Source organism: Acidaminobacterium chupaoyuni (assembly GCF_047936785.1).
GTDB lineage: Bacteria > Bacillota > Clostridia > Oscillospirales > Butyricicoccaceae > Acidaminobacterium > Acidaminobacterium chupaoyuni.
Map to the genome: position 1 here is coordinate 1,378,058 of NZ_CP176394.1, position 14,162 is coordinate 1,392,219.

At 47.1% G+C, this 14,162-nt stretch carries 14 protein-coding genes and 1 CRISPR repeat array; of the genes, 13 read left to right on the forward strand and 1 reads right to left on the reverse strand.

Annotated elements, in window-relative coordinates; genetic code table 11:
- Positions 1-94 precede the first annotated feature (94 nt).
- Both ACJA3I_RS06530 and ACJA3I_RS06535 read left to right on the forward strand, forming a co-directional pair.
- Positions 95-325 carry a hypothetical protein gene (locus tag ACJA3I_RS06530; protein ID WP_458861802.1) on the forward strand — a complete coding sequence of 77 codons (231 nt, stop codon included), beginning with the start codon at positions 95-97 and terminating at the stop codon, positions 323-325.
- 267 nt (positions 326-592) lie between these two features.
- A complete protein-coding gene (locus ACJA3I_RS06535) occupies positions 593-718 on the forward strand; it encodes a hypothetical protein (protein WP_458861803.1) in 126 nt (41 codons plus the stop codon).
- 70 nt (positions 719-788) lie between these two features.
- Here the strand turns inward: ACJA3I_RS06535 and ACJA3I_RS06540 are convergent, their stop codons facing one another.
- Positions 789-1,022 carry a response regulator gene (locus tag ACJA3I_RS06540; protein WP_458861804.1) on the reverse strand — a complete coding sequence of 78 codons (234 nt, stop codon included), beginning with the start codon at positions 1,020-1,022 and terminating at the stop codon, positions 789-791.
- 260 nt (positions 1,023-1,282) lie between these two features.
- Here ACJA3I_RS06540 and ACJA3I_RS06545 point away from each other — a divergent pair, with 260 nt between their 5' ends.
- The 11 genes from ACJA3I_RS06545 to ACJA3I_RS06595 all read left to right on the forward strand — a co-directional run bounded on the left by ACJA3I_RS06545 (position 1,283) and on the right by ACJA3I_RS06595 (position 14,162).
- Positions 1,283-1,591 carry an S-layer homology domain-containing protein gene (locus ACJA3I_RS06545; protein WP_458861805.1) on the forward strand — a complete coding sequence of 103 codons (309 nt, stop codon included), beginning with the start codon at positions 1,283-1,285 and terminating at the stop codon, positions 1,589-1,591.
- 803 nt (positions 1,592-2,394) lie between these two features.
- On the forward strand, positions 2,395-4,782 hold the full coding sequence (cas3, locus tag ACJA3I_RS06550) for a CRISPR-associated helicase Cas3' (protein ID WP_458861806.1): 2,388 nt from the start codon (positions 2,395-2,397) through the stop codon (positions 4,780-4,782).
- A 12-nt stretch (positions 4,783-4,794) separates the two neighbouring features.
- On the forward strand, positions 4,795-5,517 hold the full coding sequence (cas5c, locus tag ACJA3I_RS06555; RefSeq protein WP_458861807.1) for a type I-C CRISPR-associated protein Cas5c: 723 nt from the start codon (positions 4,795-4,797) through the stop codon (positions 5,515-5,517).
- Positions 5,514-7,406, forward strand: coding sequence for a type I-C CRISPR-associated protein Cas8c/Csd1 (gene cas8c / locus ACJA3I_RS06560; protein WP_458861808.1), 1,893 nt, complete (start codon positions 5,514-5,516; stop codon positions 7,404-7,406). Before cas5c ends, cas8c begins: the two co-directional genes overlap by 4 nt.
- Complete coding sequence (gene cas7c / locus ACJA3I_RS06565; protein WP_458861809.1) at positions 7,403-8,257, forward strand: type I-C CRISPR-associated protein Cas7/Csd2; 855 nt, start codon at positions 7,403-7,405, stop codon at positions 8,255-8,257. The genes cas8c and cas7c overlap by 4 nt, the downstream gene beginning before the upstream one ends.
- A 184-nt stretch (positions 8,258-8,441) precedes the next feature.
- Positions 8,442-10,536: a CRISPR direct-repeat array (repeat unit 32 nt; unit sequence GTCGCTCCCTACACGGGAGCGTGGATTGAAAT).
- Positions 10,537-10,707: 171 nt separating this feature from the next.
- Positions 10,708-10,911 carry a heavy metal-associated domain protein gene (locus tag ACJA3I_RS06570; RefSeq protein ID WP_458861810.1) on the forward strand — a complete coding sequence of 68 codons (204 nt, stop codon included), beginning with the start codon at positions 10,708-10,710 and terminating at the stop codon, positions 10,909-10,911.
- A 12-nt stretch (positions 10,912-10,923) separates the two neighbouring features.
- Positions 10,924-11,049, forward strand: a complete 126-nt coding sequence (locus ACJA3I_RS06575; RefSeq protein WP_458861811.1) for a hypothetical protein — start codon at positions 10,924-10,926, stop codon at positions 11,047-11,049.
- Positions 11,050-11,064: 15 nt separating this feature from the next.
- Positions 11,065-11,199: a hypothetical protein gene (locus tag ACJA3I_RS06580; RefSeq protein ID WP_458861812.1), complete on the forward strand. Its 135-nt coding sequence runs from the start codon at positions 11,065-11,067 to the stop codon at positions 11,197-11,199.
- Between the two features lie 37 nt (positions 11,200-11,236).
- On the forward strand, positions 11,237-11,419 hold the full coding sequence (locus ACJA3I_RS06585; RefSeq protein ID WP_458861813.1) for a hypothetical protein: 183 nt from the start codon (positions 11,237-11,239) through the stop codon (positions 11,417-11,419).
- 278 nt (positions 11,420-11,697) lie between these two features.
- Positions 11,698-12,858, forward strand: a complete 1,161-nt coding sequence (locus tag ACJA3I_RS06590; RefSeq protein ID WP_458861814.1) for an aminotransferase class V-fold PLP-dependent enzyme — start codon at positions 11,698-11,700, stop codon at positions 12,856-12,858.
- 23 nt (positions 12,859-12,881) lie between these two features.
- Complete coding sequence (locus tag ACJA3I_RS06595; protein ID WP_458861815.1) at positions 12,882-14,162, forward strand: double-cubane-cluster-containing anaerobic reductase; 1,281 nt, start codon at positions 12,882-12,884, stop codon at positions 14,160-14,162.

Below are 14,162 nucleotides of genomic sequence, written 5' to 3' on the forward strand. Positions count from 1 at the left end.
TTATTTTTTTGCAATCGTAGCAGAATCGTAGCATTTTTGCAGTGATGCTATCACAGCATAAAAAATGTCAATGCATTCGGTGATGCAACGCTGCATGGCAGGAAAAGACGAAAAAAGAAGCTCTTCTCCCCGTGACGGCTTTTCCGCCCCGAAGGGCGGCGCTCTAACTGGGCCGAGAAAAGCTTCTATTGATAGTATATACACATATGAAACAAAAAGTCAAGACCTGGAAGCGGAAAAAACTTCCACGCAAATTGCGATGAAAAAGCAGAGGCAAAAAGAAAACGCCGCCCAAAAAGGCGGCGAGAAATATGCGATTCTGTGACAAGCTGATAATACTACCGTGTTATTGTGGATCGAGATATTTTCAAGGGGATTTTAGAAGAAAAGAGGAACAAAGTTTTAAAAGATTTCCTATGATATTTCAAGATTAGATGATATAACAAAAGATACCCATTCAAGCGAATATCGCCTTCAAAAAAATGAAGGCCTCTTAATTGATAGGATATCTTTGCAAAAGATATTATCACAGGACAAAAGAAATGTCAACGGCGACGCAACAAGTCAAGAGGGAAAGCAAGAAAAATATTCCATGGGTGCGGAATTCGATCGGGAATATCAGGGCTTGTGGGAAAAATACGGCGAGCAGATCACCCATGAGCGCGGGCAGCGCCACACGGATGCGCCGTTGGGCAGCAGCCGTTCATCCGTGATGTAGGACTTGGCAAGATAATCATAGCAGCTGGCGCGCAGACCGTTGATGACATCATCATGCGTGTTGAGCGCGTTTAAAAACAGGATGCGTTCTGCTTGCGCAGCATTCGGCAATAATCCAGACCATTGCTGCCCGGCAGAAGAATATCCAGAACAGTCAGATCCGGCTTGTGTTTTTCGGTCAGGGTTTTGCTCTCTGCCAACGATTCCGCCGTATAGACCCGATAGCCCTCTAACTCCAGCATGGTGCGGGTGCCAAGACTGATGTTTTTATCATCCTCAATAACCAGAATCAGTGGATTCGTCATGATTTCCCTTCGCTTTTCAATGTTTGCACTTTCTATTCTTATGAGATATTTCTCATTTCCATATACACGAATATATGAAATAGGAAGGATGCAAAAGATGAAGAATCAACTGGTGTCTATTCTTTTGACATTATGCATGCATCTCGGCCTTTTTCCCGTGCTGGGCAGCAAGGCAAAAGCACGATGAACAAGTTCTGAATCGAAAATGGCACCGTCGATAACTTTACAAATAACATCTCCGGCCAGGAATGTAATGAAGCATGAAGACAGCGACCGCTGCTGTTATGACATCGGTTATCTCAACAACTGAATTTGTGCTGGGAATGACCTGCAGCCGTGCGCATATCATGACCTTCCTGTGGCACGCAAACGGTTCCAAAGCGGAAACAGCCGCCAACCCATTTGAGGATGTCAAAGACGGCGATTACTACTATGACTCGGTGCTTTGGGCAGTTGAGAAGGAAATCACCAAGGGCACACCGGTGGGAACACTTATGGCCCAAATGACGATTGCAGCCGCGGCCAGGGCGCCACTTTCCTTTATCGTTGTCGGGGCAAGGAATTATTAAAAAAGGAAAATTCTATGAAAGAAAAGCCTCATTTTTGATCTGAGTTTTTAGCCGAGTCATTGCTGAAACCGCAGAATGTTGATGATAGCTATAAGTGGAATAATGCCGGGCAAAATCAGCTAAGCAGAAAAACTTTGGAATGAATGAAGCCCAGCGAGCGTGAATAAACACGATGACTCCGCAAACCATTGAGAATACAAGGCTTGCAGGGCTATTTGCTTTTTCGTATCGCAGCATTTCGATTCTGTTTGCAGCAAGTTCAGATGCAAAAAATGTTCGGTGCGATTTTTTGAACACAACCAGTGGGAGATACTTTCACTGCAAAAATGGGTTTTCTGGCACAGTGAATAATATAAAGAGCATGAACGGCAAGATCAGAAGGTTTCATATACCGTGTCCTATAAAAACACCCGAAAGGATGTTTTTTTATTACTATTTTCATTTTCTCTTATGCCGAAGCAACAGAACATGGGGCGGGAACGGAGAAGCCGGAAAGCAAAGTACTTTATTAGATAAAAAGAAAAAGCCGAATGGCGATTAAAGCCATTCAGCAATTCCTCCAAAAACATAATAAATATTTCAATCCACGCTCCTGCAAGAGGAACGACACGCGTTACCACATTTAGATGTCGTGTGCGAATTCTGTAAAGCATCTAAATCAAATTGATTATAACATGAAAAAGACAAAAATCAAACAAAAAACTTCTTGACTTATCTTGGAATTTGATCTATGTTTTGTATATACCAAAAACATATTAAATAAAAATAATATGATAAGCCAAAAGAAGCGAAGGAGATACGCGATGTTATTTGCTCGAAGGTCAGAAAGCGGAAATGGGATACGAAAGCAAACCCTTGCGGAACATTCACATAATGTGGCCGGTATGACATCTGCCTGCTGTGTCCACGCGGGCATTGAAAATTTGGGAAGACTTGTGGGGTTGATCCATGACTGCTCCAAAAGTTATGCAAAATGGCAAAACTACCTTGAATATGGGGGAACGGTCATATTTCATGCGCCCTATGCGGATGAGTTTATTACGCGCAGTTTTAGTGGAATGAAACCTGTCTGCGCAGAGTTAACAATGCAAATGCTAAGCATGGCCGTGCGCGCCCACCATGGCGGGCTTCATGACGCGCTGACTCCGGCGGGAGAAAAAGATCTGCCCAGCAGACCTGCTTATACGCCGGAAGAAGTGGCCAGCGCTGATGAAGCATTTTTTCATGAAGTTGCTTCTTTACAAGAACTTAAACGGCTGTTTCAACTTGCCTGCAAAGAAGTGGAAACACAGCTCAGGCTAGCCATCAACACCGCGAAAGAACCCAGAGCATTGGCATTCAATGGGGAAACATCGGCGAATGAAGCTATGTTTTATATGGGGCTGACACAGCGCCTTTTATATGCCGCGCTGATCGATGCTGACAGGCTGGATGCCGCTTGCTGGGAAGAGGGAGAGGCACTTCCACAGAGGCCGCCTTGCTGGAGCGTGATGCTGGAAAATCTTAAAAATCGCTTGAAAAGTTTTGATGCTGTCGGCATTGGGCGCCTTCGTGCGGAAATATCTGAAAAATGTGGGATGTTTGACGCGGAAAACGGAGTATTTCGGCTGTTTGTGCCAACGGGTGGCGGAAAAACTTTGTCAAGCCTGCGGATAGCTCTTTCCATGGCGGAAAAGTATGGAAAGCGCCGCATTATTTATGCAGAACCTTATTTGACGATTCTGAGTCAGGCTGCCGAAGAAATCAGAAAAGCCATCGGCGAAGATATAAATGATAAGAATTCAGAAAGTCAGGTCTTGGAGTTTCATTCGAATGTAGCGTTCGACGAAGACGATGATGAAACAGAAAAAGAACAGCGCTATGCAAAATTTTCCGAACGCTTGGATCGACCGATTGTCCTCACTTCAACAGTGCAGCTTTTGAACACACTGTATGCAGGAAAAAGTGCTTGCGCGAGACGCCTTGCGGCGTTTACAGACAGTGTGATCATTGTGGATGAGGTGCAGACTGTTCCAACCGATAGCATCTATCTGTTTTCCATGGCGATGAATTATCTTGCGCGATTCTGCAATTGTTTGATTATTCTCTGCACAGCAACACCGCCTGCGCTGGATCAGATCAAATATCCCGTTCGATTTGCATCCAAACCGGATGTAGCAAATAATAGTTCTGAACTTTTCGCCGCGTTCCAACGAACCCAAATCATAACTTTTTCCGGCAGAAGGTTTGGGATGAGCGATATGTCGAATTTTGTTTTAAAAAAGATGGAAGAGAACAGAAACTGTCTTGTTATCATGAACACCAAAGCGACGGCTCAAAAACTGTTCCGGCTTGTGTCGGAAGCGGCATGCGGCGAATGCAGCGTGTTTTATTTAAGCACTGCCCTTTGCCCCGCAAATCGTGACGCAATTCTGAACCAAATAAAAAAGGCGCTGCCGCGGGAACGCATGATTGTCATTAGCACGCAGCTTATTGAGGCAGGCGTTGATATTTCCTTTCAATGCGTTGTTCGCTCACTGGCTGGGCTGGATAGCATCATTCAGGCTTCCGGGCGCTGCAATCGCCATGGAGAAATGCCTGTTGGAAGAGTATATGTAGTCGATTGCGCAGAAGAAAATCTATCTTTGCTCAAAGATATTCAGCAGGGCAAGAAAATCACCGGCGGGTTGATCGCCCTTGGCGAGCAGATCGATTTATCTTCACCACAAACAGTGCGTCGCTATTATGAAAAATATTTTTTAGACAGAGAAGGCGCACTGGAATATCAGATCGAGGGCGGAAAAACAGCAACCACACTGTTGGGGAATAATATAGCAGCCCGAATGGAATACCGCTCACATTACGGCATGAAATATGGGCAGGATCTGCTGGCCCAATCTTTTTATACGGTCGGCAGGGAATATAAGCCAATATGCGATAACATTTCAGGGGTGGTTGCACCATATGGAAACGCAGCGGAAATTTTTGAAAAATTGAAAGCAACCAGTGGAAATGAGCGGCTTCGCGCTATGAGAAAACTGCAGAAATTCTGTGTCAATATTTATAATCATCAGCTTGAAAATTTGAAAGCTGCAGGTGTTATCACTTTTCACGAGGAGGTGGGGATTTGGATGTTGAAAAAAGAGGCTTATCATCCTGTCAGCGGCGTTGATATCGGTTGGCGGGAAAGCATTGATAAATATATTTTGTAAAGAGGTGAGATCATGGAATTTCAAAATGCGGTTTCTCTAAAAATCAGTGGGAAAATGGCGCTTTTTACAGACCCGCTGACGAAGATGGGCGGGGAAAAATGCTCTTATCCCGTCCCGACTTATCAGGCAATCAAAGGGATGCTTGAAAGCTGTTACTGGAAACCAACTTTTATCTGGGTGATCGACAGAGTACGCGTTATGAAACGCATCCAAACACGATCGCAAAGTGTGCGGCCGATTATATATGGGGGTGGAAATACACTGGCAATGTATACCTATTTGCAGGATGTGGAATATCATGTTCAGGCCCATTTTATATGGAATGAACAAAGACCCGAACTGAAGCAAGACCGCAATGAAAACAAGCATTTCTTCATTGCAAAGCGGATGATCGAAAAAGGCGGAAGGAGAGATGTGTTCCTCGGCACACGAGAATGTCAGGCCTATGTTGAACCTTGTGATTTCAATGAAAATACAGGATATTATGATGAATCGGGCGAGATTGCGTTTGGCATGATGGTGCATGGGATCAAGTACCCGGATGAAACAGGAAAAAACACGATGCAGGTTCGGCTTTGGCGTCCTGTTATGAAAAACGGAGTGATCGATTTTATAAGAAGCGAACAATGCAAAATCATAAGAGAATTGCGGCCGGCAGAAATGTGCGGTTTTCTTCCGGAGCAGAATTTTTCACCTTGTGATGCGCTGTATATCGATGAGGGTGGAAGAACATGAGTTGGATAGAGAAGCTTTATGATACTTATCAATATTGCCTTCCGCTGGTAGGAAAAATAGAAACTGAAGATTCACCGATACTAATGCCCATTGCTCATACCACACAAAATGCGCATGTTGAACTGTGCATCGATACAGACGGAAATTTCTTGCCCGGAACAGCAAGAGTCATAGAGAGCAAGACAGACAGTATCACCATCATACCATGCACGGAAAAATCTCAATCCCGAACCGGAAGCAACCCCGAAAATCACCCGCTTTTCGATAAGATTCAATATATGGCCGGGGATTATACGGCGTTTGGCGGTGAAAAAGGAAAAGGCTTTCATGAGAAATATATGAAAGATCTTCGAGCCTGGTGCGGATCGCCCTATTCAAACAGCCGTGCCTGCGCCATATTGAAATATCTTGAGAAAGACACGCTGATTTCCGATCTTTTCGGTGAAAAAATATTTCCGATAGATGAAAATGGAAACATCATCCGAAAATGGGATAGCAAAAAATATGGCGAAAAATGTGGAATCTTTAATGCGGGCAGCATACTGAACGATGCATTGGATGGGTTTATTCGTATCGATGTGATTTCCGCTGAAAAGGCACAACCGCAGCTTTGGAACGATCCGCGGCTTTGGGAAGATTTTATCGAATATTATTCCCATAGAGATAGCCGTGAGGATATTTGCTATGTTCAGGGGGTCTGTCTGCCGTGCTCAGATGTAAGCCCGGGGAAAATACGCGGGAACGGCGACAGAGCAAAACTTATTTCTTCAAATGACACCAGCGGCTTCACCTATCGCGGGCGGTTTACAGATGCATCGCAGGTGGTGCAAATCGGTTACGAAACAACCCAAAAGGCTCATAATGCGCTTAAATGGCTGATTGCAAAACAAGGTTTTCGAAACGGAGACCAGGTTTATGTGACTTGGGGAACCAAAAACGAACAGCCGGTTGATATTCAAAGCGACGGCCCCAGCCTAATGGAAGCCAGCTTCGGTTCCGAAGATGATGTGCCCTATGTTTACACGGAATATGTTCGAAAACTTAATAAATTGATGGCAGGGTATTATCAGAAAATCAAAAGCAAAGCAGGCATGGTAACCATGGGCCTTGATGCCGCCACATCCGGAAGAATGTCGATCATGTATTATGAAGAAATATCCGGCGAAGAATATTTAAAGATGCTGGGGAAATGGTATCTTGGCTGCGCATGGCGGCTTGATTACATCAAAAAAAACGAAAAAGGGAAAAGCTTGGGCGTATATGGAACCCCTTCACCGAAAGATCTTCTGTTTGCGGCTTATGGCCAGAATTGTCCCGATAAGCTGAAAAAATCAGCCATGCGGCAGATTATGGCATGCATTCTGGATGGACAAAAAATGCCAAGAAATCTGATGGAAAGTGCGGCCCATAGAGCAAGCACTCCAACGATACTAAATGAGATGGATCTTTGCGAATACACCAAAACGCTGTGTGTAGCCTGTGCGATGATACGGAAATATTATATAGATAAAGGAGTCAAATACAAGATGGCATTGGAAAATGAAAACATGGAAAGATCTTACCTTTTTGGGCGTGTACTGGCATATTATCAATATATTGAAGCCAACCTGCTGGAGGAAGCGAACGAGGACCGGCCTACCAATGCCATGCGATTAAAAAATGCATACAGCAGAAGGCCCGCGAAAACATTAAAGATACTGGATGATAAAGTTCAGCCGTATATCGCGAAATGCTTTTCATCAAAAAAAGAAATTATTGATGACCTTGTGAAGGCGACAAATCATATTGCATCCGCAGATATGACAGATGAGCCGTTGAACCCCACTTACCTACTTGGTTATTCCGCTCAGCTTATTAAACTTAAGAAGTTAAAAGGAGAAGAAAAATGAGTGAATTGAAGAATAAAATCGATTTTGCAGTAGTTTTTTCCGTGAAAAACGCTAACCCTAACGGTGACCCGCTCAATGGCAACCGTCCCCGTGAAACGCTTGACGGAATGGGTGAAGTGAGTGATGTTTGCCTTAAACGCAAAATCAGAAACCGGCTTCAAGATATGGGAGAATCCGTCTTTGTGCAGATGGAAGAACGCAGCAACGACGGATTTGACAGCCTTAGTAAACGAGCCGAAGGGAATGAGGCTTTGCGTAATGCCGGAAAAGATAAAAAGCAATATGCAAAGGCGGCCTGCAAACAATGGATCGATGTTCGTACATTCGGGCAGGTGTTTGCATTTAAATCCGGCAGTGAGAAGAAAGACGGGGTATCTGTAGGAGTAAGAGGCCCCGTCACGATTCATCCTGCAATCAGCCATGAGGTTGTGGAGATTGAAAGCCTGCAAATCACCAAAAGTGTAAACAGTGAACCGGGTGAGAAGAAAAGCGCAGATACGATGGGCAGTAAACATCGAATCCGTTTTGGGCTGTATAGTTTCTGCGGCAGTATTAACTGTCAGCTGGCAGAAGGAACCGGCTTTAGCGAAGAGGATGCAGAAAAAGTACTGGAAGCGCTGAAAACTCTTTTTGATAATGATGCATCCAGCGCCAGACCGGAGGGCAGCATGGAAGTTTGCCGCGTTTATTGGTGGAAGCATCCTTGCGCCAGCGGGAAATATCCTTCTGCAAAGGTGCATCGAAGCCTGAAAATCGTTTGCAACAGCCCGAATCCAAAATCCTTTGATGATTATATGGTGATGGCAGACGAACTTCCGGGGTTGACATGTGATGAATATCAATTAGTGTAAAAGTGAATTTTACAAAATAATATAGTGCGAAACAAAAACGTACATAGGATTGCTTGAAGTTTCGCACTTGAAAATAAGGATGAATTTTTTACAATCACGGAGAAAATATTGAACACATTCGCTTTTTGTGCTATAATGCACAAAAACATATCAATAACTGTAGATATATTTATGCGTTCTTGCAGTCGCTCCCTACACGGGAGCGTGGATTGAAATATTCGGCCGCGCTGACAGCGGCGGGATGGAGCGGCGTCGCTCCCTACACGGGAGCGTGGATTGAAATCCTTGCTGGGCATGCGCGGCAGCGCATCAACAACACGGTCGCTCCCTACACGGGAGCGTGGATTGAAATCAGTGAACGGGAATTGATTGGTGATACCAGCTTAAGTCGCTCCCTACACGGGAGCGTGGATTGAAATTGCATAATCCTCCATGCGAGCGTTGACGGGCACAGGTCGCTCCCTACACGGGAGCGTGGATTGAAATCGAGGCATCGGATCTGTCATACATCGTGATAAGGCGTCGCTCCCTACACGGGAGCGTGGATTGAAATTTGACGCTGACTTATCGAGACGCGGATTTGCCCGGTCGCTCCCTACACGGGAGCGTGGATTGAAATTCAAACATCCCCAGGCTATCGCCCATCAGCTCCAGTCGCTCCCTACACGGGAGCGTGGATTGAAATCGCCCGGCGATAGGTGCGGTTAATATCCGCCGCCAGTCGCTCCCTACACGGGAGCGTGGATTGAAATTTTGCCAATGAATTCCCTGATCCCCTGATGCTGAGTCGCTCCCTACACGGGAGCGTGGATTGAAATCGCCTGTATTTTTTTGCGGCAGATGGCCAGCGCCGTCGCTCCCTACACGGGAGCGTGGATTGAAATGATTTGTCGGCAAAAGCCGAGAAAAAGTCAAGTAGTCGCTCCCTACACGGGAGCGTGGATTGAAATTAAAACGCCATGCTGGTATAGGCGCGCTTCAAAACGTCGCTCCCTACACGGGAGCGTGGATTGAAATTTGGGCCTGAGAGGGTTCAAGCGTATGCATGAATAGTCGCTCCCTACACGGGAGCGTGGATTGAAATCATAAGTTTTTCAAACCCCGGCATAATCTCAAATGGTCGCTCCCTACACGGGAGCGTGGATTGAAATCGGGGTGTCTACGCCGCCGATTGGATAGCCGGCAGTCGCTCCCTACACGGGAGCGTGGATTGAAATATTACCGTGTAGACCGTCTTGGTGTCTTTATATTGTCGCTCCCTACACGGGAGCGTGGATTGAAATGAGCCCTCAACCGGGAAGACGCCGCCTCGGTTCCGTCGCTCCCTACACGGGAGCGTGGATTGAAATATATTGTCGATTATGCGGCAATAGCGCTCGATCTGTCGCTCCCTACACGGGAGCGTGGATTGAAATGGTAGCCATCATAGTGTTGATTTGTTCCTGGGTGGTCGCTCCCTATACGGGAGCGTGGATTGAAATTCCGAGTACCTGGCGGCAGGACGCGGAAATCATCGTCGCTCCCTATACGGGAGCGTGGATTGAAATAAAAAGATAGCTGTATTGGTTGTTCACTTCCAGCTGTCGCTCCCTATACGGGAGCGTGGATTGAAATGGTTTTGCCCGCGCGATTGGATCAGCTGCAGATAGTCGCTCCCTATACGGGAGCGTGGATTGAAATCTGTGGAGACTGCTCCTGTATGGGCTGCATCAACGGTCGCTCCCTATACGGGAGCGTGGATTGAAATCAGTACTTGCTTACGCCGGATTCAATGGCCGCGGCGTCGCTCCCTATACGGGAGCGTGGATTGAAATGATTTTATCAAGGCTATAAAAGTTTTTGCGGCGTGTCGCTCCCTACACGGGAGCGTGGATTGAAATCAGCGGGAATCAACACCTTGCAGCCTCAACCGTGTCGCTCCCTATACGGGAGCGTGGATTGAAATCAGAAGACCGCAAACGGCGGTGTAAAGGTTGATACCCGTCGCTCCCTATACGGGAGCGTGGATTGAAATGTCAAAAGGTTCAGTCTTTTGGCCTTCGATTCCGCGTCGCTCCCTATACGGGAGCGTGGATTGAAATCGTGTCACATAAATTAAGCCAGCAACAAAAAGCAGTCGCTCCCTACACGGGAGAGTGGATTGAAATTCAAATGTACGGCAGCCATCGCCGGACATACTCAGTCGCTCCCTACACGGGAGCGTGGATTGAAATAATTGCCTTTACCCAACGAGCAACAATAGATACCGTCGCTCCCTACACGGGAGCGCGGATTGAAATCACCACAACGAGTGTAATTTCGGGGATGATTTGCCTTCCCAAATTTCATGATCTGATTTGCAGTGATTTAATTAAATAAGGTATGAAAATTATAAGGCTGATCTTTTTGCGCATACTAAAACCGAGGTGATTTCATTGTCAAAAGCCAGTTTATATTGCACGGTGGATCATGTGAACGGCAAGCATGACAGTAAAGAATTAAAGCATGCGCTGGGCATAATTCCCGGCGTGTTGTCAGTGAGCGTAAATGACAGCACGGAAAAGATCGCCGTAGATTTTGATACGACCGGTGTACAAAGCGATCAAATTTTAAAGCAGTTGGGAAAAATGGGGTATCAGGTTGTCGATTCAAAGCTTGAAGATCACATCATGTAGGAGGAGATTTTGATGTCTAAAAAAGAAATCCGCTCAGAAGAAACGAAGAAAGCGATCGGTCAAGACGCTCTGAAAAATCAAAACCCCAATCGGCAGCATAACACGAAAAAAGAAGCCCTCGGGCCAAACACTAAGTGATAAGGAGGCAAAAGCATGCCGAAAGATAGCCAGCCCGATCCCAAAGGGGTGCGTGAGGAAAAAGCCAACGGCCAGACCCCTATCACCAGAGAAAACCAAAATCACAACAGAAATAAGAAAAAACACTCTGTTGAGAATAATGATGTGTAACTTTAGGCTGCCTGTAGAAATGCAGGCGGCTTTTTATATGGGAAACGGTTACTTGTCGGGCATCATGCTAAGGATTGTTATTGCGCTCGCTTTGGAGCAGGAGATTTCTCTATTGGCAGAGTTAGCTGCCGCGGCGGGCTTTTTCGCCTGCCACACAAGCGGCGAAGTTAAACATTTTTGGCAAATCTCTGCCGGCATCTCATCTTTCCGTTGTGCATAGTTTTTAATGGATCTTTATAACATAAGAACAGCGCTGAATTTCCGCAAGCCTTTCTTGAAAAGGGGTTTGCGGTTTTTTAAATTTCTTCAAAAAAGAAACAGGAATCTTCTTTTAAACAGAAACGCTGTATATGAAAAATCATGTCGAATTATAGATAATTTCTATAATAAAACGGCGCATTATTTGAAATGGCGGGCGACGGTTGACAAAGAATAGACAGGAGCATATCATTTAGTGGAATCTTGGGGATATGAATATTATGGAAATGAGCGAAACCAATGGATACGATTTATTTTGATAACGCGGCCACTTCTTTTCCAAAAGCGCGGGGCGTCGGTGACGCGGTGAAAGAGCTGCTGGATTGTGGGGCATTCAATATCGGAAGAGGCGGATATGAGAATGCTTATGAGCTTTCCGCCAGAGTTCTTGATGTGCGCAGCCGGATCAAGCGTCTCTTCAATGCGCCGGGGGATAGCGCTGTATGCTTTACCTCCGGCGTTACCTTTGCCCTGAATCAATTTTTGCGGGGCATTTTGCGGCCCGGCGATCATGTGATTGCCTCCTCGATGGAACATAACGCGGTGATGCGCCCGCTGCATACGCTGGAACAAAACGGCGTGGAAGTGACCGTGGCGCAATGTGAGCGGGATGGAACGCTGGATCCCAACCGAATTGCCGAAGCGTTTCAAGAGAACACTCGGGCGGTGGTTTGCATCCATGCTTCCAATGTTTGCGGCACACTGTTGCCCATTGCAGAAATCGGCGCGCTTTGCCGCGGCCGGGGCATATGGTTTGCCGTGGATGCGGCGCAGACCGCGGGGATTTATCCCATTGACATGCAGGCGATGAAGATCGATTTTTTGGCATTCCCCGGCCATAAAGGGCTTCGCGGCCCACAGGGCGTGGGTGGCTTTGTGATAAAGGAAGCCTTGGCGAAAGAGCTGGCGCCTATAACAGAGGGCGGCACGGGTTCCCGTTCGGATTCCGAAGAACAGCCCGAATTCCTGCCTGATCGCTTTGAAAGCGGAACCCTGCCTTTGCCCGCCATTATCGGGCTGGGTCAGGCGCTTCGCGTTTTGGAAGAAGAGGGAATCAACACGGCCTATCAGCGCGAAATGGAACTGACAGCGCGGTTTTTGAACGGCATTCATGAGATTCCGGGCGCAAAAATCGCGGGGATTTCCGACCTTGCCCGTCAAAACCAGCGGCTGGGCGTGGTTTCCGTTGATTTTTCTCCGCTGGATAACGCCATGGTGGCGTTTGATTTAGAGCAGCAGGCGGGCGTGATGACCCGCGTAGGGCTGCACTGCGCGCCCCGGGCGCATAAAACGCTTGGAACTTTCCCACAGGGGACGGTGCGTTTTTCCTTCGGCCCCGAAAATACGCCGCAGGAAGTGGATGCGTGTTTACTGGCCATTCGGTCAATCACAGATAAATAAAAATAAGGAAAGAGGAAACAGTTATGGCAGATAAGAATCATACAATGTGGGGCGACCTCGGCATGGATCTGGATACGCATGACCTGTTGTGTCAGGCGCTTCCCGGCGCATTCGGCGATGTGTTTTTAACACAGAAAAACCGCCCCGAGGGCATGGATTATTTCAACACAGTGGCGGCGGATATCCACGGCCTGCGCCCGGCAGAACTGATTCAGGAACAGAAAAAAGGCCGCAAGGTTTTCGGCACTTTTTGTGTCTTTGTGCCCGATGAAGTGGTGATCGCCGCCAACGGCATTGTCACCGGTCTTTGCGGCGGTTCTCAGTTCTGGGTTCCCGATGGCGAAAAGGTGCTGCCCGCCAACACCTGCCCGCTGATCAAAGCTTCTATGGGCGCGCGCCTGGGCAAAACCTGCCCGTTCTTCCGCATTGCCGATATGTATGTGGGCGAAACCACCTGCGACGGCAAGAAGAAGGCCTATGAGATTTTGGGCGAAGATGTGCCCATGCATATCATGAACCTGCCTCATCAGAAGCGCCCGCAGGATATGGAAGCATGGTCTGACGAGATCCGCATCTTCATGAAGAAAGTGGAAGAATTCACCGGCAACGAAGTGACACTGGAAAAACTGAACGAAGCCATTAAACTGATCAACGAAAAACGCCGCGCGCTGGCCCGTTTGTATGATTGCCGCAAAAACGAGTGCGTGCCCATCAGCGGCCGCGATGTGCTGCTGATCATGCAGATCGCTTTCTTTGATGACCCTGCCCGTTTGACACAGATGGTCAACAAACTTTGTGATGAAATGGAAGAACGCGTGAAGAACGGCGTTTCCGTGGCCCCCAAAAAGGCGCCTCGCATCCTGATCACCGGCACACCGCTGGCTGTGCCCAACTGGAAGATGCATAACATCATCGAATCTTCCGGCGGCATCATCGTATGCGAAGAAAACTGCACAGGCACCCGCTATTTTGCTCATGAAGTCAAAGAAGACAACAAGACCATGGATGAAGCGGTCGATGCCCTTACCGAGCGTTATCTGGGCAACATCAACTGCGCCTGCTTTACACCCAACCCGGGCCGCATGGATGATGTTGTGCGTTTGGCAAAAGAATATCATGTGGATGGCGTTATCGACCTGCATCTCAAGTTCTGCGGCCTGTATGACACCGAGCATTATTTTGTGGAACGCCGCCTGAAAGAAGAAAACATCCCCGTTCTCGGCCTGGAAACAGATTATACCGATAACGATGCCGAACAGCTCCGCACCCGTGTTGAGGCTTTCCTCGAAATGATCCGCCGCTAA